General features: G+C 51.7%; 18 protein-coding genes. 12 read left to right on the top strand and 6 right to left on the bottom strand.

Going from position 1 to position 20,304, the window contains the following annotated elements; translation table 11 throughout:
• Positions 1-31: 31 nt before the first annotated feature.
• Entirely contained in the window at positions 32-919 is an 888-nt protein-coding gene (locus BZG79_RS00550; protein WP_077459909.1) for a LysR family transcriptional regulator, read from the bottom strand.
• A 119-nt stretch (positions 920-1,038) separates the two neighbouring features.
• Between BZG79_RS00550 and csrD the strand changes: the two genes are divergently transcribed.
• The 10 genes from csrD (at position 1,039) to tldD (ending at position 14,474) form a co-directional block, all read left to right on the top strand.
• On the top strand, positions 1,039-3,018 hold the full coding sequence (csrD, locus tag BZG79_RS00555; protein WP_077773524.1) for an RNase E specificity factor CsrD: 1,980 nt from the start codon (positions 1,039-1,041) through the stop codon (positions 3,016-3,018).
• Positions 3,015-3,524 carry a hypothetical protein gene (locus BZG79_RS00560; RefSeq protein WP_021022701.1) on the top strand — a complete coding sequence of 170 codons (510 nt, stop codon included), beginning with the start codon at positions 3,015-3,017 and terminating at the stop codon, positions 3,522-3,524. The genes csrD and BZG79_RS00560 overlap by 4 nt, the downstream gene beginning before the upstream one ends.
• A gap of 158 nt (positions 3,525-3,682) precedes the next feature.
• Positions 3,683-4,726, top strand: a complete 1,044-nt coding sequence (locus BZG79_RS00565) for a rod shape-determining protein (protein WP_077459908.1) — start codon at positions 3,683-3,685, stop codon at positions 4,724-4,726.
• Between the two features lie 33 nt (positions 4,727-4,759).
• Positions 4,760-5,692, top strand: a complete 933-nt coding sequence (mreC, locus tag BZG79_RS00570; RefSeq protein WP_021022699.1) for a rod shape-determining protein MreC — start codon at positions 4,760-4,762, stop codon at positions 5,690-5,692.
• Positions 5,692-6,180 carry a rod shape-determining protein MreD gene (mreD, locus tag BZG79_RS00575; RefSeq protein WP_021022698.1) on the top strand — a complete coding sequence of 163 codons (489 nt, stop codon included), beginning with the start codon at positions 5,692-5,694 and terminating at the stop codon, positions 6,178-6,180. The genes mreC and mreD overlap by 1 nt, the downstream gene beginning before the upstream one ends.
• A gap of 9 nt (positions 6,181-6,189) precedes the next feature.
• The gene (locus BZG79_RS00580) at positions 6,190-6,756 is read left to right on the top strand and encodes a Maf family protein (RefSeq protein ID WP_077773525.1); all 567 of its coding nucleotides are present in this window, start codon (positions 6,190-6,192) and stop codon (positions 6,754-6,756) included.
• Between the two features lie 50 nt (positions 6,757-6,806).
• On the top strand, positions 6,807-8,276 hold the full coding sequence (gene rng / locus BZG79_RS00585) for a ribonuclease G (RefSeq protein WP_077773526.1): 1,470 nt from the start codon (positions 6,807-6,809) through the stop codon (positions 8,274-8,276).
• A gap of 3 nt (positions 8,277-8,279) precedes the next feature.
• Positions 8,280-12,137 carry a YhdP family protein gene (locus BZG79_RS00590; protein ID WP_077773527.1) on the top strand — a complete coding sequence of 1,286 codons (3,858 nt, stop codon included), beginning with the start codon at positions 8,280-8,282 and terminating at the stop codon, positions 12,135-12,137.
• A 2-nt stretch (positions 12,138-12,139) separates the two neighbouring features.
• The gene (locus BZG79_RS00595) at positions 12,140-12,958 is read left to right on the top strand and encodes a carbon-nitrogen hydrolase family protein (protein ID WP_021022694.1); all 819 of its coding nucleotides are present in this window, start codon (positions 12,140-12,142) and stop codon (positions 12,956-12,958) included.
• Between the two features lie 67 nt (positions 12,959-13,025).
• Positions 13,026-14,474 (top strand): metalloprotease TldD, encoded by a 1,449-nt coding sequence (gene tldD, locus BZG79_RS00600; protein ID WP_021022693.1) that lies wholly within the window; start codon positions 13,026-13,028, stop codon positions 14,472-14,474.
• Positions 14,475-14,510: 36 nt separating this feature from the next.
• Here the strand turns inward: tldD and yjgA are convergent, their stop codons facing one another.
• A complete protein-coding gene (yjgA, locus tag BZG79_RS00605) occupies positions 14,511-15,038 on the bottom strand; it encodes a ribosome biogenesis factor YjgA (protein WP_021022692.1) in 528 nt (175 codons plus the stop codon).
• A gap of 128 nt (positions 15,039-15,166) precedes the next feature.
• Here yjgA and pmbA point away from each other — a divergent pair, with 128 nt between their 5' ends.
• Positions 15,167-16,507 (top strand): metalloprotease PmbA, encoded by a 1,341-nt coding sequence (gene pmbA, locus BZG79_RS00610; protein ID WP_077773528.1) that lies wholly within the window; start codon positions 15,167-15,169, stop codon positions 16,505-16,507.
• Between the two features lie 163 nt (positions 16,508-16,670).
• Here pmbA and BZG79_RS00615 read toward each other — a convergent pair whose 3' ends face one another.
• The 3 genes from BZG79_RS00615 to folB are packed head-to-tail and all read right to left on the bottom strand — an operon-like array spanning position 16,671 to position 18,321.
• Positions 16,671-17,468, bottom strand: a complete 798-nt coding sequence (locus tag BZG79_RS00615) for an undecaprenyl-diphosphate phosphatase (RefSeq protein ID WP_021022690.1) — start codon at positions 17,466-17,468, stop codon at positions 16,671-16,673.
• Entirely contained in the window at positions 17,465-17,971 is a 507-nt protein-coding gene (folK, locus tag BZG79_RS00620) for a 2-amino-4-hydroxy-6-hydroxymethyldihydropteridine diphosphokinase (RefSeq protein ID WP_021022689.1), read from the bottom strand. Before folK ends, BZG79_RS00615 begins: the two co-directional genes overlap by 4 nt.
• Positions 17,968-18,321 (bottom strand): dihydroneopterin aldolase, encoded by a 354-nt coding sequence (gene folB, locus BZG79_RS00625; RefSeq protein WP_077773529.1) that lies wholly within the window; start codon positions 18,319-18,321, stop codon positions 17,968-17,970. The genes folK and folB overlap by 4 nt, the downstream gene beginning before the upstream one ends.
• A gap of 170 nt (positions 18,322-18,491) precedes the next feature.
• Between folB and plsY the strand changes: the two genes are divergently transcribed.
• On the top strand, positions 18,492-19,097 hold the full coding sequence (plsY, locus tag BZG79_RS00630; RefSeq protein WP_021022687.1) for a glycerol-3-phosphate 1-O-acyltransferase PlsY: 606 nt from the start codon (positions 18,492-18,494) through the stop codon (positions 19,095-19,097).
• 157 nt (positions 19,098-19,254) lie between these two features.
• Here the strand turns inward: plsY and tsaD are convergent, their stop codons facing one another.
• Complete coding sequence (tsaD, locus tag BZG79_RS00635) at positions 19,255-20,289, bottom strand: tRNA (adenosine(37)-N6)-threonylcarbamoyltransferase complex transferase subunit TsaD (protein WP_077773530.1); 1,035 nt, start codon at positions 20,287-20,289, stop codon at positions 19,255-19,257.
• Positions 20,290-20,304: the final 15 nt, after the last annotated feature.

The following is a 20,304-nucleotide window of genomic DNA, read 5'->3' on the forward strand; positions in this document are numbered from 1 at the left end:
AACCTAGCCTCCCATAAAAGGGTGGCGCGTGCTAAATGTACAACTGTTTAACTTTTTGTTTAATAAAATCGATAAATAGCTTGGTCTTCGTGTGGTTGTATTCCAACTTGGGGTAATACGCATAAGCCGATGAGCGTGGCTGCTTGAGTGCAGGCAATACGGGAACTAATAAGCCCTGATCAATTTCTTTTTGCACGGTCCCAGCCCCTCCTAAAATAATGCCCATGCCAATGACCGCTGCGCTCACTAAGGCTTCAGGGTTAGGCGAGACAAAGTTTCCCGACAACTGCAAACGTGTGCCATCTTCGAAGACCCGCTCTTGAGGCTGATGGGAGTGACCATAGAGCAAAATATTATGTTGGCTTAGTTGGTCAGGGTGGGTAATCGGCGCGTGCCGAGCAAGATAGGTGGGTGAGGCAAAAAAGCCAGGCTGAAAATCAAACAGCTTTGCCGCAATATAGCTGGCAGAGTTGAAGTACTCGAGCTCGCGGCTGATCACCACATCAAGATTAAGATCAGGGAGCTGTCCTGGGGTCAAGGTGGTGAGCTCAACCTTGATTTTCGGATAAATCTCAAGAAACTCAGCAATAAAGTTGACCAGAAAACGGTTCCCTGTCACCAATGGCGCACCAATACGTAATATGCCGCTGACTTCCCCAAAGGTAGACGTGGTTTCACTGACTAATTGTTGCCAATCGTCGACCCAGGTTTTTGCTCGGTGATAAAAAAGATCACCGGCATCGGTCATCGACAAGCTTCGGGTGGTGCGTTTTAACAGTTGCACGCCAAGCTGGCGCTCAAGCCAACTCAGGCGTTTGGATAAGGCTGAGCTTGAGGTATGTAGTTGCGTGGCAGCTTGTGCTAACGAGCCCTGATCGACCACACAAATAAAGCTTTTGGTACAGGTAATCCAGTCCATGAGTCCTCTTGGGGAAGAAAAGGTAGCCACGGATGGTGGCTAGGCATTCACATTATGATCACTAAGCCTGATAATAGCGGCTACGAGCCCCAAAAGGCGACCTCAGTCAGCAGAGAATCATGGATAGAACAGCTAATGCGATTAAAGTCAGCGGAATGAAGCTGACCAACCGACTCGTTGCATTTGTCACCTTAATCGTGGTGTGCGCCATTTTCGTCTTATTTATTGGTGGCGCTATCAGTTTTCGCCAGCTGGGGATCGACTTTATCTCGCATTACGTCGATGGCATGGTCGAGGTGATTGATCAAGAGATGGCGAGCGAGCAACGAGACAATCAGTATTTTTCACGCTGGTTGCCCAAAATGCTCAAAGCCAGTGACGTGACCTCTTTGACCATCTATTCAGAAACCGGGATCTTGTATCAATACGAACAAATCCAATATCAAACGATCGCCACACAACAAGTTATCACGCGAGATATTCCGCTCGACAGTCATCCTGGTTATGCCGTGAAACTCACATTTGTCCCGCCTTATGCCGAGTTTGCGTATTCGATTGGCCCCCTCTTTTCGTTGTCGGCGGCGATTTTGGTGATTGTCTTTGGTTTAGCGTGGGGGATCGGATGGTTGCGGCGGCAACTGTATGGCAGTGAAGTATTGGAACAGCGTGGCCGATTAGTTTTGGCGGGCCGCCTGGATGAGGCACAGCAAGGCGACCCTCGAGAATGGCCTATTCCCGCGAGTGCTGCGTTGAGTCAGCTCATTGAGGAGCTTAAAGAGGCTCGGCAAGAGCGGAGTCGTTTTGACACCTTTATCCGCACTAATACCTTTCTCGATCAGCTGACGGGAGCCGCGAACCGCGTGATGTTTGATAACCGGCTGCATACACTGGCGACCGATGATGCGAGTCAAGGCAGTGTTATTTTAGTCCGTGTCGCCGACTGGGATGAGTTGGTCGCGCAACATGGTCAAGAGGCCGCGGATCACTTGATTCAAGCTATCGGTAACGTGCTCTCTAATGCGACTCAGCGTTTTCCCGATGCCGTGCTTGCGCGTTACTTTGCGTCTGATTTTGCCATCCTATTGGTCAACCAGGCAGGGGATGAAGTGCACCCTTTCTTGGCGCAAATCACCAACGCTTTAGATAAACTGACGCCGTCAGAGGCGTTGGATAAAGATAACTGGTTTCATTTGGGCATGACTTCTTTTGGCGCGGGGGAGCGGCGTGGCCGATTAATGGATGAAGCTGAGCGAGCGCTAAAAGCGGCGGAGCTAACAGGACAAAATGGCTGGTCACAGTTTGATAAACAACTCAGCCGTTTGGATAAACGCGGCAGTGTACGTTGGCGAACCTTACTCGAGTCGGTAATGGCGGGTGAAGGCCCCATGCTCTACCGCCAACCCGTGTTTGCACGAGATGGCAAAACCCGTCTCCATTATGAACTTTTGGGCCGAATTAAAGACGAAAAAGGTAAAGTGTTAAAAGCATCGCGCTTTTGGCCCGGGGTCGAGTGGGTCGGCATGGATGTTACTTTCGACAAGGCTACCGTAGGACGTGCGTTATGGTGGCTAAAAACGCGTGATTATATTGATAACTATGCAGTGAATGTTAGTGCATACTCACTATGTCAGCGCGAATTTGTGATTTGGCTGCGTGATGCCTTGCTACAAACTCCACGCAGTACATTAAATCGACTGCTGGTGGAAGTCTCGGAGGGCGCTTTAGTCTCGCACTTTGATGCCGCGCGACCTTGCTTACGAATGATTGCCGCGTTAGGGTGCCGACTTGTCGTTGACCAAGCAGGCAGAACGATAGTGAGCACTCACTACGTAAAAGATATTCAACCGGCTTATATCAAGCTGCATCGTAGCCTGGTCCGCAATATTCACCAACGCCCTGAAAACCAGCTGTATTTGCGCAGTGTGTTGGGCGCTTGTGAAGCAACCAGCACGGAGGTGCTTGCCGTCGGTGTGGAAACGAATGAGGAGTGGTCCGTGGTGAAAGATCTTGGTGTGGCAGGTGGGCAAGGGCGTTTGCTGGGTGCCGAAATGTCACCGCATCCTGCCCAGAAAAAGCGGCGCCGTTGGGGGAAACGATGACGCTTAGGGAAAAAAAAGCACTTCAACAGGGACGTGGATGGTTAGAAGCCGTATTATTAGTCAGTATTTTGTCAGTTCTTGTCGTCATTGCGGTACCTAAGTTCTATGATTATGAAGCCGATGCGAATGTGTCAGCGCTGAAAGGGTTAAAAAGTGGTATTGATAGTGCCTCGACACGGACGTATTCCTTGGCGAAAGCTGAGAAAATCACCGATCAGCCTGCTCAATCACTGACCGTCGACGGTATCGACATAGGCGTAACATATGGCTATCCCCAAATCAGTGCGCTGCCTAAGTTAGTGAGCGCGCTGCAGGACACCACACGTTGGCAGATACGACGATACCCTGAACAAAACCGCGTTGACTTTATTTGGTTGTTCCATGAGCAGCCAGCGCCCGCGTGTTATTTGATGTATCAGGAGGCAACGGCTTCACAACAAGCGTCCACGACGTTGGTGATCGGTGAATCATGCCAGTCACCCGCGGCAGAAAAACAAAGGGAATGATGCGTTTTTGATGGAAAAATCATCAAAATGACAGCGCATTGAAAAAAAACACAGATCTCATTCAGGTTTAAAGCACCGTATCTTGCTGCTTACCGTGCGCGTTGATACATTTAGCTCAATTTGTCTGATTTCACAGCTTGCAGGATTAACTGACCATCATGTTTAAGAAACTTCGCGGGATGTTTTCCAACGATCTATCGATTGATTTGGGAACCGCCAATACACTGATTTATGTAAAAGAACAGGGCATTGTTCTGGATGAGCCGTCTGTTGTCGCTATTCGTCAAGACCGCGCGGGTTCTGCTAAGAGTGTGGCTGCTGTGGGTCATGATGCGAAGCAAATGCTGGGTAGAACGCCAGGTAATATTGCCGCGATCCGCCCGATGAAAGACGGCGTCATTGCTGACTTTTATGTCACCGAAAAAATGTTACAGCACTTTATTAAGTCTGTGCATGATCATAGCTACATGCGTCCGAGCCCACGAGTGCTAGTGGCGGTGCCTTGTGGTTCTACCCAAGTTGAACGCCGTGCCATTCGCGAATCAGCCGTGGGCGCGGGTGCGCGTGAAGTTTATCTGATTGACGAACCGATGGCCGCGGCGATTGGCGCTGGCCTGCCGGTTTCCGAGGCGACCGGTTCGATGGTGATTGATATCGGTGGTGGTACCACCGAAGTGGCGGTCATCTCGCTTAATGGTGTGGTTTATTCCTCATCAGTGCGTATTGGTGGTGACCGTTTTGACGAGTCCATTATCAATTATGTTCGCCGTAACTATGGCAGCTTGATTGGTGAAGCGACGGCAGAGCGCATTAAGCACGAGATTGGTTCAGCCTATCCGGGCGATGAAGTGCGCGAAATTGAAGTTCGCGGTCGTAACCTTGCTGAAGGTGTGCCACGTAGCTTTACGCTTAACTCCAACGAAATCTTGGAAGCGCTACAAGAGCCGCTGAGCGGTATCGTTTCGGCAGTGATGGTGGCGTTAGAGCAGTGCCCACCAGAGCTTGCGTCCGATATCTCCGAGCGCGGCATGGTGATTACCGGCGGCGGCGCTCTCCTGCGCGATCTCGATCGTTTACTGACCGAAGAAACGGGGATTCCGGTGGTTGTGGCGGAAGATCCACTGACCTGTGTTGCACGTGGTGGGGGTAAAGCGCTTGAGATGATCGATATGCATGGCGGCGATCTTTTTAGCGAAGATTAACGTGACTGTGCCAACAAACAGGTTGTTTTCATTATGAAACCTATGTTTGGCAGAGGACCGTCTCTGCAATTACGCCTGTTTTTCGCGCTTCTACTATCAGTCAGCCTTATGCTGGCTGATAGTCGTCTTGATGCTTTTGCCGGGGTCCGCTATTTCCTCAACACCTTGGTTGCACCGCTTCAGTATGCATCGAATGTGCCTCGTGACACCCTTGATGAATTAGTGATGCAGTTTCGCGCTCATCAACGTGTAGTGGCTGAAAATCGCGCCTTACGCAAACAAGTGTTGCAGCTCGAAAGTGATCAGCTTCTATTGGCACAGACAGAGCGCGAAAATCAACGCTTACGTGAGCTACTCGGATCGTCGTTTATTCGTGATGAACGAAAAATGGTCGCCGAAGTGATGGCGGTCGATTCTGATCCCTATAAACACCAAGTGATGCTCGATAAAGGACGCACCAATGGTGTGTATGAAGGGCAGCCAGTGATCAATGAACACGGGGTCGTAGGACAGGTTGCTTATGTCGGTGCGCATAATAGCCGTGTCTTGTTACTCACTGATCCTACTCATGCGGTGCCAGTTCAAGTGATGCGCAATGATATTCGCGTGATAGCGTCTGGCCGTGGGACCACCGCCTATATCGGTTTGGATAATATTCCGAGTAGCACGGATATTAAAGTGGGCGATAAATTAGTGACATCCGGGCTTGGCGGCGTCTTTCCTGAAGGCTATCCAGTGGGCACGGTGACAGAATTCTCGTTTGATAATAAACGTCCCTTTGCGCAAGTCACCGCGACAACCGCAGTAAAATTCGATCGGTTACGTTATCTTCTTTTAGTCTGGCCAACCCCAGAAAAAGCCGATAATGCGCCCTCCGATCGGCCTATGAGTCAATCGTCATCTGAGCAAGAAAACCCGCCATCTGACTCTGCGCCGTCGTCAGGTAGCGAGGGAGAATCACCATAATGGCAAATGTGACATTTCGTGGCCAATTGGTTATTTGGCTCTCCTTCATGGTTGCGTTGATTTTGCAGGCCGCTCCGTGGCCCGGTGAACTGGCGCCTTTTCGTCCTTCTTGGGTCTTGCTCGTCGCATTTTACTGGGTTCTGGCGTTGCCACATCGAGTGAATGTCGGGACAGCGTTAGTGGTCGGGTTGTTATGGGATCTGATGTTGGGCTCCACCTTGGGCGTTCGAGGGATGACCATGGCCATTTTGATATATATTGTCGCGCTTAATTTTCAATTACTGCGCAATATGTCCTATTGGCACCAAGCGCTTTTACTGTCTTTACTGACCTTGGCTGGAAAATTGATCGAGTTCTGGGCGGAGTATTTAGTCTCTAACGTACAGTTTAACCCTGAACAGCTTTGGGCGGGTGTGCTTAACTTCATACTGTGGCCCTGGGTGTTCTTACTATTGCGCCGGTTACGCCGTCGGTTTGCCATTCGTTAGCGAGGGACTATGCATTGTGATTTATACCTGGCCTCGGGATCGCCTCGACGCCATGAACTGCTCACCGAAATGGGCGTCAACTTTTCCCGTGTCGTCATCGATGTAGAGGAAAAACAAAACGCGAGCGAATCGCCCTATGCCTATGTCTCACGCTTGTCGCAAGATAAAGCGCGAGCCGGCGTGATACAAACGGGTGGGCACATCCCGGTACTTGGCGCGGATACCATTGTGGTTGATGGTGACCAAGTACTGGAAAAGCCGATAGATCAAGCCGATGCAACCCGGATGCTTAAACAGCTGTCTGGGCGAGAGCATCAAGTGATGACGGCCGTGACAGTGGCAAATGCCATCAAGCAAGTCACCACCGTTGTCACCACCAAAGTCTGGTTTTGTTCACTGACGGATAAGATGATTGATGCTTATTGGCAGTCGGGGGAACCCGCGGATAAAGCCGGTGCATACGCGATTCAAGGATTGGGCGGTAAGTTTGTGATCCGTATCGATGGAAGCTATCACGCCGTCGTTGGTTTGCCACTGTATGAAACCGAGCAACTGCTCAAACAATTTTCGGTCTGAGCGCACCAACGAGTGGCGCTAGGCCCCACTTTTGAGACATCGGGGAAACCATGAGTGCGGAACTGTTAATAAACGTCACACCCAGTGAAACGAGGGTGGCGATGGTAGAGGGGGGCAACCTCCAAGAAATTCACATAGAACGTGAAGCGAAACGCGGAATTGTAGGCAATATCTACAAAGGTAAGGTCAGTCGTGTTTTGCCTGGAATGCAGGCAGCCTTTGTCGATATTGGCTTAGAGAAGGCCGCGTTTTTACACGCCTCTGATATTGTTCCTCATACCGAATGCGTATCAGAAAACGAGAAACAGCAATTTCAAGTTCGCGATATCTCCGAACTTGTCCGTCAAGGGCAAGATATTGTGGTGCAGGTGGTGAAAGATCCGCTAGGCACAAAAGGCGCGCGTTTAACCACTGACATTACCTTGCCCTCGCGCTATCTGGTTTTCATGCCTGGCGCTGCCCATGTGGGCGTATCGCAACGGATCGAGAGCGAATATGAGCGCAAACGCCTAAAAAGCATCGTCAGTGAGTATTGTGACGAGCTGGGTGGCTTTATTATTCGCACGGCCGCTGAGGGCGCAACAGATAATGAAATGGCGCAAGATGCCGCCTTTTTAAAGCGATTATGGAACAAGGTATTAGAGCGACGCGCCCGATATAAAACCAAGTCCATGCTGTATGGCGAGCTTGCGTTGGCGCAGCGCATTGTCCGTGACTTTGTTGGCACTGAGTTAGACTTGATTCGGGTCGATTCCAAACAGGCCTATGAAAAGCTACAAGAGTTTACCGCCGAATTTGTGCCTGAATTAGCCGATAAGTTGGCGTATTACGACGGACAAGCGCCCATCTTTGATATGTATGACACGGAAAACGAAATTCAACGATCGTTAGAGCGTAAAGTACAGCTAAAATCGGGCGGCTACCTGATCATCGACCAAACGGAAGCGATGACCACCATCGACATTAATACCGGCGCCTTTGTTGGACGCCGCAACCTCGATGAAACCATTTTTAATACCAACATTGAAGCCACTCGCGCTATTGCACGTCAGCTTCGGATGAGAAATCTGGGCGGGATCATCATTATCGACTTTATCGATATGAGCACGGATGAGCATCGCCGTCGCGTGCTGCACTCGCTTGAGCAGGCATTGAGCCAAGACAGAGTAAAAACCAACATTAATGGCTTTACTCAGTTAGGCTTGGTCGAAATGACCCGTAAGCGGACACGAGAAAGTATCGAACACGTGCTGTGTGGTGGATGTCCAACGTGTGATGGGCGTGGCTCGGTCAAAACCGTGGAAACCGTCTGTTATGAGGTGTTGCGAGAAATCACTCGGGTCAATCGTACCTATGATGCGGATAAGTTTGTTGTCTATGCCGCGCCGGCAGTCATTGAAGCCCTTGCCGGCGAAGACTCTCACCTTGTGGCTGAATTGGAAATATTTATTAGTAAGCAAGTCAAAGTGAAGTCAGAGCCTTTGTATACACAAGAACAGTTTGACGTAGTAATGATGTAAGCCATGGCTTGGGTGAGAAAAAGTGTCAGCTGGTTAATGACCAGCGTGATCAGCATGATAGTCATCACCGCCTTATTGATAGGCGGTTTGCGCTTTCTATTGCCCAATGTTGAGCTTTTGCAAGCGCCGTTGCGGCAATGGGTGTCTGAGCAGACGGGGTTCAGTGCGCAACTTGAGGGCATTGCCGGGCAGTGGCGTAATWTGACCCCTTCACTGACATTAAAAAATGTCTCTCTAGCGACGAGCGATAATGGTTCGGCGCTTTTGACGGCTCAGCATATTGATTTACAGCTTGATGTCTCCGCGACACTGATGCGTTGGCAACCGGTTTTTTCTCATGTAACACTCGATGGCCTGGTGCTGGATACCGGTCAGTTGCCAGAAAAAGACACGGGTACCAATGTGCGTGCCCGGCTTGAAGATCTCTTCCTTGCCCGTTTGGGCCAATTCTCGATACCGAACGCCAAAGTCATCCTGGTGACCCCATCGCTTGAAACAGAAGTATTAACTATCAAGGATCTCTTTTGGCGTAATCAAGCAGGACAACATCAGGTACAAGCGCGAATTGGGGTGAAAGGCACCCAGCTAGAAGCCGTACGTGTTAAAGCCGCTTTTACTGAAACCCAAGGCGTCGACACCCTGACTGGCGATTTTTATCTTGCCAGTGAAGCGATGGATCTCGCGCCGTGGCTCACGCAAACATTGACGCCCTCAGTGACCATTGATGCGGCGCGTTTAGATGCCCAAGCCTGGGTGCGCGTGGAACGCGGCCAACCCCGTGATGCGTTGTTATCGATTGATGATCTCGCGCTCAAATGGCATGACAGCACGGAAGAGGCAAAAACCTGGGCGGTGAAAGATAGCCAAGTCCAACTGACCGCAGAAGGCAAACGTGCGTGGCGCGTGGATACGGACGGAATATGGGTGAAGCAAAATGCCACCACAGCCCCTGCGATTTCTCGGCTGTCATGGCAAGGAACGAACGAGCGTTGGCGTCTCAATGCGGCCGACCTGGATATTGCCTTATTACAGCCTTTACTCGGCTTGGTCAGTCAGTCGGAACAACAGCACCGTATAGCGGCCGCGCTGGCACCGGCGGGCCAGGTTGAATCCCTCGCATTGAGCAAACAACCGACAACGCCGCTACGCTATCAAGCGACACTGACCGAGGTGTCGGCCGAACGCTGGGGGTATTTTCCGGCGTTTCATGGCTTAAATGCTACCCTATCTGGCGAGGGAGGACGTGGTCAGGCACAGCTTGAACTTGGCGCGCAGTCGCTGCCATATGGCGACTTTTTTCAAGCGCCTTTGCCACTTGAACAAGGTCAGCTCACCCTCAATTGGCAACCGACGAGCCAAGGCGTCTCGATTTGGAGCGAAAAGGCAGCGGTCACCGGTGCAGATGTTCACGGAACCGGCGCCTTTCGTCTTGATATTCCCAAGCAGGGGGCGCCATTTCTTGCGCTTTACGCCCATGCCGATGTGACCGATGCCGGACAAACGTGGCGTTATTTGCCAACGCGCGCCCTGCCTGAATCACTGACCGGATATTTATCACGTGCCATTCAAGGAGGCCAAGCCGAGGGTAGTGAAATCCTTTGGTTTGGTGCCCTGGATAGTTTTCCATACCGTGAGCATGATGGCATTTTTCAAGCCAAAGTGCCGCTGCGCAATGGGGCATTTAGCTTTGATACCGCCTGGCCGACGCTGACAGAGCTTGATGCGACACTCTTGTTCGACAACGCAGGCCTGACGATTGAGGGTGATCATGTTCGCTTAAACGATGCCGTCAGTCGTCAGGTTCAGGCAAACATTGTCGACATGACCGAGGCAGACAGTCGCCTTGAACTCAAGGCCTCGCTCTCGGCGACAGGAGACGCGGTGCACCGCTATATGCTGGCCACCCCATTAGTGGATACGGTCGGTGCCGCCTTAACTCATATCAACGTCGACGGATTAGTCAATGCGCAGTTAGGTTTATCGATCCCGCTTGATGGTGAGCAACCTCATGCAAGCGGCAAGGTGGACTTTGCGGGTAACCAAGTCAGGATTCAAACGCCTGCTATGGCCTTGGACAATGTCTCGGGGGCACTGTCGTTTGACGACGATGGCATCACGGCCCAATCGATGAGTGCTCAGTGGCTGGGGCAAGCTATCAACCTAGATCTTACGGGCGAAGCTGCCTCTGCCGGCTATCAGTTGGATGTAGGTATCGAGGCGGATTGGGATATAGTGCCATTGCTGAACCAGTTATCGCTGCCGCTCAAGCCTTACCTTTCTGGAGGCGCACGTTGGCAGGCTGGGCTCGATCTTACCCTTCATGATACGGGGTTTGACTACCAGCTCGGCATTGATGTCGATACGACACCACTGCAATCAACGCTGCCTGCGCCGCTTCACAAACCGCGCTGGCAAAAAGGGCAGGCGCATATAGAAGCAAGCGGTAACCGTGAAGGGTTAACGGGGCGCGTACAGTTGCCAAATGTGAATTATCAAGCACGAATTAATACCCAAGGTGCGACCCCAGAATTTGTGTCCAGTCAGTGGCAAGTTGGCGATAAACAACCCACACTCCTCGCCACTCGCGGTCATCGCTTTGATCTGGCACTTGCACGCTTGGATGTAGACGCGTGGCACGCAGTGTGGAAACACGTGCGGCAAGCATGGCCGGATCGGCAACATCAATACCCTGGCTTACCGATACCGCAACGTGTGAATGTCAAAGTCGATCAACTCTCGGCCGGGAAGCTCGCTTTTCATGACTTATCAGTGGCCGCGCGTCAAAAAGCGAAGGGATGGCATGTGCTGGTCGGCAGTCAAGAGCTCAGCGGACAAGCAAACTGGCCAATAGAAGGTCGTTTAGCGGTCGATATTGATCACTGGCATATCAATCGACAGCCGTCCGACCAGACCCAACCTACCGACGCACCACTCTTTCAGCCTGTGGATCCCCAAGCCACGGCTGCAGACAAAGCCTTACTGGCCGCCATTCCACCATCACGCCTCACGATTGATGATCTTTGGTTAGAAGGGTATCGACTGGGACGTGTCGAGGCCGTTGTCAATAAACACGATCAGCAGCTAACACTGTCGTCACTGACGGTAAAAAGCGGCAATAACCATGCAGCGGTCAATGGGCATTGGCGGATAGATAAACAAGGGCGCCATCAAACCGCATTGACGTTAGCACTGGGTGGCGAAAGTACTTCGGATCTCATGGGACGATTTGGCGTCAGTGGTGGGATCCAAGATGCAAGCTTTACCACCCAAGCCGCACTGAATTATGCCGGTTTACCTTGGCAAGCTGATATATCCAGCCTCAATGGCGAGGTAAGTGCGGATATCCAAGACGGTTATATCAGTGGTGTTGGTGGCGCGGGTAAATTGTTAGGGTTATTTAGCTTAGATTCTATTTTGCGTAAAATTCAGCTCGATTTCTCGGGCGTGTTTGACGATGGACTGGCGTTTGATGACATCACGGGGCGGGCCGTGATCACAAATGGCGTCTTGGTCACCGATAATATCCGCATGGATGGCATTGCCGGTGATATGGTTATCAAAGGTATTGCCAATTTAGTGGAAAACCAAGTCAATGCGGATGTGCGTTTTACGCCGGATATTACCTCAGGGATCCCGGTATTAAGTGCCTTTGCGGTTACGCCGCAAACCGCGCTGTATGTACTCGCGGTGACGACAGCAATTTCTCCGGTGATGGATGTGTTTACCCAAGTACGCTACCAAGTGACAGGTTCGATTGGCACACCAGATATTCGGGAAGTGTCGCGTAACCAAGAAGCGTTAGCCCTTCCCCCCGAAGCGACTGAACGATTGCGCGAGCAGGCAGAAAAAGCCAAGGAGTGAGCATGATGAAAGCCGGTGTTATCCAAATGACATCCAGTGCCGATCCCGCCCATAACATGAAGACACTGCAAGCCAGTTTGCACCGACTTAGTGATCAAGGCGTGAAACTGGTGCTGACCCCAGAAAATGCGTTAGTGTTTGGCGGGAAACGTGATTATCAACGTCATGCTGAACGATTGGGCCATGGCCCGTTACAGCAACAGCTTGCCAAGTTGGCGCACCAGTACGACCTTTGGTTAGTGGTGGGCGCTTTTCCCATCCAAAATGACAACGGGCTGCTGAGCAGTACCAGTTTAGTGTTCGATAATGCCGGGCATCTTCGGGGCAGCTACGATAAATTACATTTGTTTGATGTCGAGGTGGCTGATGCGCATGGCCGGTATCGAGAGTCAGATTACTTTGCTGCGGGCGACCAACTGTCGACGGTGAATACGCCCTTCGGTTGCCTAGGGTTGAGCATTTGTTACGATCTACGGTTCGCGCCTTTGTACCAAGCGCTACGCGCGCAAGGGGCCGATGTCATCACCGTGCCGGCAGCTTTTACCCGCGTGACCGGTCAAGCGCATTGGGAGCCCCTGCTACGCGCTCGGGCAATTGAAACCCAGTGTTGGATTATTGCCGCAGGCCAGTGTGGCGAGCACAGTAAAGGGCGGCAAACCTGGGGGCACTCGATGATTATTGATCCCTGGGGGCAAGTGGTCACATCCCTGGGGCGTGAACCCGGGGTGACGTGGGCAGAGCTTGATTTTAGTGTCAGTGAATCCATTCGGGGCAAGATGCCCGTACTGTCTCATACCCGGTTGCAAAGCCAACTGAAATAGCGCACCCTCGGCGCGTTATCTTTTTCTTTCGGCTGCCAGCTCGGCGGCCACAACCAAGAGTAAGCGAATGAGTCTGGAACAGGTCGAAGAAACCTTACTGCGCCCGGCGGGCGTGAGTGAGTCGCAGCTTCATGCGACGCTGGCGCACTTAAGCGGTCGCCAGATTGACTATGGCGATATTTTCTTCCAATCCACTTGGCATGAATCGTTAGCGCTGGAAGACAGCATTATTAAAGACGGCTCCTTTAATATCGACCGTGGTGTTGGTGTCAGAGCAATTAGCGGAGAAAAAACCGGCTTCGCGTATTCTGATCAACTTACCATTGATGCGCTGATGCAAAGTGCGACTGCGGCGCGGGGCATTGCACCTGTGGGTGGACACGGTAAGGTCAGCGCCTTTCGTGCCGTCCAAGCGACCCCTTACTATGGGCCCATTGATCCGCTGGGAAGCCTGACGCGTGAGCAGAAAATTGATTTATTAAAAGAAATCGATAGCTATATTCGTGCTAAAGAGCCACGCGTCAAAGAAGTGAATGCCAGTTTAAACGGCTTGTATGAGCAAGTGCTGATTGCAGCGACGGACGGTACCTATGGTGCCGACATTCGTCCTTTGGTGCGCTTATCGGTCTCAGTGTTAGTTGAGCAAGATGGTCGTCGTGAGCGCGGCAGTGCTGGTGGCGGTGGCCGCTATGGTTACGAGGTCTTTTTGCACGAGCAGGCGGGTAAGTCGCGCGCGTTGCAATTTGCTGATGAAGCTATCCGTCTCGCGCTGGTCAATCTTCGTGCAGACGCGGCACCAGCAGGGACGATGCCCGTGGTGTTGGGCGCAGGTTGGCCGGGCGTGTTGCTGCATGAAGCGGTCGGTCACGGGTTAGAAGGGGACTTTAACCGCAAAGAGTCATCGGTATTTACCGGTAGCCTTGGTGAGCAAGTAACCTCTCCTCTGTGTACTATCGTTGATGACGGCACCATGAATGATCGTCGCGGCTCGTTGAGTATCGATGATGAAGGGGTGCCAGGCCAGTACAATGTATTGGTCGAAAATGGCGTACTCAAAGGCTATATGCAAGATAAGCACAATGCCAAACTCATGGGTGTGGCGCCCACCGGGAATGGTCGTCGCGAGTCTTATGCACACTTGCCGATGCCACGCATGACCAATACCTATATGTTAGGTGGAGACAGTACCCCTGAATCGATCATTGCCAGTGTTGAGCGAGGCTTATATGCGCCGAACTTTGGCGGCGGGCAGGTCGATATCACCTCGGGGAAATTTGTATTCTCTACGTCAGAAGCTTACCTGATTGAAAAGGGTGAAATCACTACTCCGGTGAAAGGCGCGACCTTAATTGGTAGTGGTGTTGAAGCCATGCAGCAGGTATCGATGGTGGGCAATGATCTGGCGATTGATCCTGGCGTTGGGGTTTGCGGGAAAGCCGGGCAAAGCGTGCCTGTTGGTGTTGGGCAACCGACATTGAAATTAGATGCGATGACCGTCGGTGGCACCGAATCTTAACCAATCTACGCCAGTGCGAGGCACTGGCGTATTGTTTTATAGGCTTTGGTCGTAAAAGCCTTTGAGATATTGGAAGATCTCGCGATAGGCCTTGGGCGGCTTATTTTGCTGTTGCTCTTTTTGAGCCTGACGTGCCAACTGGCGTAAACGCTGACGGTCAGCATCAGGATACTGTAAGAGCGCATCACTAATCGCACTATCGCCCTGATCGATAATACGATCGCGTAGCTGCTCAATTTTTTGTAGCGCCATGCTATGTTGAGCATGTTTGTTCTGCAACTTATCGAGCGCTGCTTGTATCGGTTCAGGATCGCGCGATCGCATCAATTTGCCCACGTACTGGAGCTGGCGTCGACGGGCTTCGTTTTTTAAACGTTGTGCGTCGAGAATCGCAGAGAGCAAGTTGTCATCAAGCGGGAATTTTTCTAATACCGCGGGTTTGAGTTTAACCAGCGCTTCGCCGAGCGATTGTAAAGCAAGCATATCGCGCTTCATCTCGGACTTGCTAACCCAGATGATTTCTTCCTCTTCCTCCCAGGGAGCGGGTTTATTTTTACGGCCCATGTTCAACCTCAGTGAGAATGTGCAATGACACGTATGTTAACAAGAAACGCGCCCAAACGCGGGCTTTTTTATCATAGCCTCRCTGAGCTCACGATGTCGAACTCGAATGCGAATCAAAAAGGTCAACTATGAGTGTGAAACAACAGGTCGCTGAACAAGAGCAGCAGCTTCGCCAAGCGGTAAGTCGTGCGCTAGATATGGCGTCGGCGCGAAGTGATCAAGCCGAAGTCGCTATCACCAAAAGTACCGGCATCAGTGTAAGCTCGCGAATGGGCGAAGTCGAAAACGTTGAATTTAATCAAGATGGTGCGCTCGGCATCACCGTATATCGCGATCAGCGTAAAGGCAGCGCCTCCACCACCGATTTATCTGAAAAAGCGATAGCTAAAACGGTCGAAGCCGCGTTAGAAATCGCGAGCTATACCTCGCCCGATCCCTTTGGTGGTCCGGCGCCGAAAGACTTGATGGCGTTTGACTACCCGGATTTGGACTTGTTTTATCCGGATGAGCCCGAACCGGATACCGCCGCGGCATTGGCGATTGAAGCTGAGCAAGCAGCCCTGAATCATGACAGCCGGATCAAGTTCAGTGATGGTGCCAGCTATGACAGTCACTATGGGATCCGAGTATATGGCAATAGCCACGGTATGCTCGGGAGCTATCCGTCAAGTCAACAGGCGCTAAGCTGCTCGGTGATTGCGCAAAGCGAGGGCGGCATGGAGCGTGACATGAGCTACACAGTGGCGCGTGACAAAGCCGATTTATGGACCCCTGAATTTGTCGGGGTTGAAGCGGCCAAACATGCGGTTGCCCGTTTGAATCCGCGCAGTGTCTCGACATGCCAAGTGCCCGTGATGTTCGATCGTAGTGTCGCAACGGGGTTGTTTGGTCATTTGGTCATGGCGATTAGCGGATCGGCACTGTACCGCAAATCCTCGTTCTTATTAGACAAAAAGGACGAGCAGATATTTCCGCATTGGCTCACTATCAATGAATTGCCCCATGTGCGTAAAGGGGCCGCCAGTGCGCCGTTTGATAGCGAAGGGGTGATCACACAAGACAGACGCATTATTGAGCAAGGGATCTTGAAAACCTACCTAGCGACCAGTTATGCCGCCCGTAAGCTAGATATGGCACCCACAGGTCATGCCGGCGGGATTCATAACTGGTACGTGAGCCACACAGGCCAAGATACGGATGCCATGCTTAAAACATTAGGAACCGGATTGCTGGTTACCGAACTGATGGGGCAAGGTGTTAACCCAGTCACCGGCGATTACTCACGCGGTGCCGCTGGTTTTTGGGTGGAAAAGGGCGAAATACAGTACCCAGTCAGTGGGATCACCATTGCTGGTAACTTGAATGACATGTTTGCCAATATCGTCGCCATCGGCACTGACATTGAAACCCGCAGTCAGATTCAAACCGGGTCGATCATTATTGATTCAATGAAGGTGGCTGGTGAGTAAGGTGTTTTAGCCACTCGACCACGACCCTCTGCAATCAGGACGTAGCGCTGCAATTAGGACGAGGTAAAAAAGCCGAGGCAAAAAAATAAACCAAGCACGAGCGCTCTCGTGCTTGGTTTTTTTTACTCAGCAGTGCCGCCTATTTTACTCAGCGGTGCCTGTTTTATCCGGCGATAAAAGCGATTAAGACCGCGCCGAGTACCAAACGATAGATAACAAAAGGGAGCATTCCCACGCGCGTGACCAATTTCAAAAACGCGTGGATACAGGCATATGCACTGACAAACGAAACCAACACGCCCACACCGATTGGCGCTAACGCAACCGGCTCAGGACTCGTTGCCAGTTGCAAACCAAGGTAGGAACCCGCCAGAGTGATGATCGGAATCGACATCAAAAACGAGAATCGTGCCGCGGCTTCGCGTGTGTAGCCCAGCATTAAGGCGGCGGTGATGGTCGCGCCAGAGCGAGATGTCCCTGGGATTAATGCCAGCGCTTGTGCGATACCAATCAACCATGCCCGCGACTGGGTGGTTTGGTATTCGTCATTGGCAAGCCGCGCGTGACGATCGGCCCACCACAATAGGGCGCCAAATACCAAGGTAGTGGCTGCGATCACCCATACCGAGCGTAAGTACAATTCTATCAAGTCTTTTAGGAACAGCCCGGCAAGACAAGCTGGGATAGTCGCTAAGACGATCATCCAAGCTAATTGACTATCGCGGCTGTGTTTTCCTGCTAAGGATGCGAAAAACGCGCCGAGCAAATTCCGGACTTCACGGCGAAAATAGCCGATGACTGCCGCCAACGTGCCCACATGCACGGCCACATCAAACGCTAACCCTTGATCGGCCCAACCAAATAACTGGGAAGGGAGGATCAGGTGCGCGGAGCTGGAAATGGGAAGAAACTCAGTCAGTCCCTGAATCAAGGCTAAAAAGAAGGCTTCGAATAGGCTCATGATGATGATTGATCCTTCAAATAGGCCGGCGTATCAATAGGCCATAGTGGTTGGTGCTGGTCAAATGCCTGCCAAAGTTGAGCGAAGGTACGACCATCTCCCGGCACCGCTTGTGTTGGACACAGTTCGGCGAGCGGCCAAAGGGTAAAAGCAAATTTATAGATATCGTTGCGGGGTAGGGTAGGGCCACTGGGTTGACAGTGATCACCAAAGATGAGTAAGTCGATATCCAAGGTACGATCGCGATACTTAATGTCATCACGCTGACGGCCATGCTGCCGTTCGATATCGCGGATGGCCTGCCAAAAGGTCTCTAATGGTTGGGCGGTATGAAGTTCGGCAATGAGATTATAAAAGTTAGGGCCTTCAAACCCGACCGGCTCGGCTTCAAAAATGCGAGAAAATCGACACTGTGGATCGAGTTGACGCAGAGCGTGAACGGCCGCTTCAATATGAAAATCGCGCTCAATGTTCGAGCCGATACTGACTAATGCTTGTGTCACCGTGTGCCTCGCTCTATAACAACGCCTACAGACTGTGCGGGCGCCACAGCGCCGGGTTTGGCGACGCGGATTTTCACCCAAGGCACGCCAAATTGAGATTGGATCAGGCTCGCAACCTCTTCGGCGACGCGCTCGATTAGTGCGCAGCGGCTGGCTTGAACGTGGGCAATAACGGCGTCACTGATGCTAGCATAATCAAGCGCAAGGGTGACGTCATCCTGTTGGGCCGCAGGGCGATTGTCGTGCGCCATTTCAATATCGAACACCAACTTTTGCTGGATGGTTTGTTCCCAATCGTAAACACCGATAGTGGTGTACACGTCGAGTTGTTCTATGAATACGGAATCCATGTTTTTTCACACTCCGTGACAGGTCGGATACCACTGTGGTAAGAAAGTTCGTATCATTGGATGTGTCCATTGACAGATGGATACGTGATACGTTCCGATCCATGATAGGTTTATCGATGAACGTGGGCGCACTATAGCAACGAATGCGGCACAAACTCTAGGGATTTCACATGACTGCACTGGCCATTGCCATCATCATCGCTGCCTACTTACTCGGCTCTGTTTCTAGTGCCGTCCTGGTTTGTCGTGCCTTTGGCTTACCCGATCCCAGAGATCAGGGGTCTAAAAATCCAGGCGCGACCAATGTTTATCGGCTCGGTGGACGGTTTGCGGCGGCACTGGTGCTGTTATGCGACATGCTCAAAGGCACGATCCCGGTGTGGCTTAGTTACTTAATCGGGATCAATCCTTTTTTATTGGGGCTAATCGCGATTGCTGCATGCCTTGGTCATATTTATCCGGTGTTTTTTCATTTTCGAGGCGGGAAAGGGGTTGCTACCGCGCTCGGCGCAATGGCACCGATCGGGTTAAGTCTCACTGGATTGCTGGTCGCCACCTGGGGGCTAGTCTTGGTCTTAACCGGCTATTCGTCATTAAGCGCGATCGTCACCGCGATTGTCGCCCCGCTGTTTACCTGGTGGATTAAGCCGCAATTTACCATGCCCGTAGCCATGCTTTCTTGCCTGATTTTATTTCGCCATTACGACAATATCCGACGGTTATTGGATGGAGAAGAAAAGCCTGTTTTACTTCGTTGGTGGCGGCGAGAGCGATAGAGCGCGATACAAGCGCGATGCACCGAGCGAGATACCACCGTGCCTAAATCAAAAAAGACAGCCGATGGCTGCCTTTTGGGGATGATTGCACTATTTTCGCGATGGTGCGACTTATTAGGGTGCGACGTATTGATACGCCACGGGTTATCGCGTCATGTCATGAGTCTGTCTGTTTACTATCAACAGCCGCGAGTGTGTCTAGTGGCCAACGAGGCTGAGCTTTAACTCCGAGTCCCATATGCTCACCGTTTTTAAGTCGTTGCATGCCCGCGTAGGCGATCATCGCGCCATTATCGGTGCAAAATTCAGGGCGAGGATAGAATACATCGCCGCCACGTTTTTTGGTCAGCACATCGAGCTTTTCACGTAGATAACGATTAGCACTGACTCCACCGGCAACCACCAAACGATTCAGGCCACATTGGTCTAAGGCGCGTTTACACTTAATTGCCAGCGTATCGACGACTGCATCTTGGAATGCATAGGCAATGTCTGCTCGTGTTTGATCATCGGTGTCGTTGGCGGCAATGGTGTTGGCCGCGAAGGTCTTCAGGCCAGAAAAGCTGAAATCTAACCCTGGGCGGTCAGTCATCGGACGCGGAAAGGTAAAGCGGCCATGGGTGCCTTTTTCGGCGAGTTTAGACAGTAATGGGCCACCCGGGTAATCGAGATTCATCAGTTTCGCGGTTTTATCAAACGCCTCACCGGCAGCATCATCAATCGATTCACCTAAAATACGGTATTGGCCAATGCCTTTCACCTCTACTAATAAGGTGTGGCCGCCTGACACCAGCAAGGCGACAAAAGGAAAAGCGGGCGGATTGTCTTCAAGCATGGGCGCGAGTAAATGACCTTCCATATGGTGGACACCCACGGCGGGCACTTGCCATGCATACGCAAGACTGCGGCCAATGGTGGATCCTACCAGTAACGCACCCACTAAACCTGGGCCGGCAGTATAGGCGATGCCATCGAGTTGGTCGGGCGTAAGGTTCGCTTGCGCCATGGCCGCTTTAATTAAGGGCAAGGTCTTGTTGACATGATCGCGTGAGGCCAGCTCGGGAACAACGCCGCCATAATCGGCATGCAGTTTTACCTGACTGTAAAGTTGGTGTGACAAAAGCCCTGCCTGATCGTCGTAGATCGCAACGCCGGTTTCGTCACAAGATGTCTCTATGCCTAAAATGCGCATCATAACCTCAGGTTA

The organism is Salinivibrio sp. MA427 (genome assembly GCF_001996115.1).
Taxonomy (GTDB): Bacteria; Pseudomonadota; Gammaproteobacteria; order Enterobacterales; family Vibrionaceae; genus Salinivibrio; species Salinivibrio costicola.

Bases quoted from the DNA above. Each gene is read 5' to 3' on its own strand.
- BZG79_RS00550 (WP_077459909.1), bottom strand. From the start codon at position 919: ATGGACTGGATTACCTGTACCAAAAGCTTTATTTGTGTGGTCGATCAG.
- csrD (WP_077773524.1), top strand. From the start codon at position 1,039: ATGGATAGAACAGCTAATGCGATTAAAGTCAGCGGAATGAAGCTGACC.
- BZG79_RS00560 (WP_021022701.1), top strand. From the start codon at position 3,015: ATGACGCTTAGGGAAAAAAAAGCACTTCAACAGGGACGTGGATGGTTA.
- BZG79_RS00565 (WP_077459908.1), top strand. From the start codon at position 3,683: ATGTTTAAGAAACTTCGCGGGATGTTTTCCAACGATCTATCGATTGAT.
- mreC (WP_021022699.1), top strand. From the start codon at position 4,760: ATGAAACCTATGTTTGGCAGAGGACCGTCTCTGCAATTACGCCTGTTT.
- mreD (WP_021022698.1), top strand. From the start codon at position 5,692: ATGGCAAATGTGACATTTCGTGGCCAATTGGTTATTTGGCTCTCCTTC.
- BZG79_RS00580 (WP_077773525.1), top strand. From the start codon at position 6,190: ATGCATTGTGATTTATACCTGGCCTCGGGATCGCCTCGACGCCATGAA.
- rng (WP_077773526.1), top strand. From the start codon at position 6,807: ATGAGTGCGGAACTGTTAATAAACGTCACACCCAGTGAAACGAGGGTG.
- BZG79_RS00595 (WP_021022694.1), top strand. From the start codon at position 12,140: ATGATGAAAGCCGGTGTTATCCAAATGACATCCAGTGCCGATCCCGCC.
- tldD (WP_021022693.1), top strand. From the start codon at position 13,026: ATGAGTCTGGAACAGGTCGAAGAAACCTTACTGCGCCCGGCGGGCGTG.
- yjgA (WP_021022692.1), bottom strand. From the start codon at position 15,038: ATGGGCCGTAAAAATAAACCCGCTCCCTGGGAGGAAGAGGAAGAAATC.
- pmbA (WP_077773528.1), top strand. From the start codon at position 15,167: ATGAGTGTGAAACAACAGGTCGCTGAACAAGAGCAGCAGCTTCGCCAA.
- BZG79_RS00615 (WP_021022690.1), bottom strand. From the start codon at position 17,468: ATGAGCCTATTCGAAGCCTTCTTTTTAGCCTTGATTCAGGGACTGACT.
- folB (WP_077773529.1), bottom strand. From the start codon at position 18,321: ATGGATTCCGTATTCATAGAACAACTCGACGTGTACACCACTATCGGT.
- plsY (WP_021022687.1), top strand. From the start codon at position 18,492: ATGACTGCACTGGCCATTGCCATCATCATCGCTGCCTACTTACTCGGC.
- tsaD (WP_077773530.1), bottom strand. From the start codon at position 20,289: ATGCGCATTTTAGGCATAGAGACATCTTGTGACGAAACCGGCGTTGCG.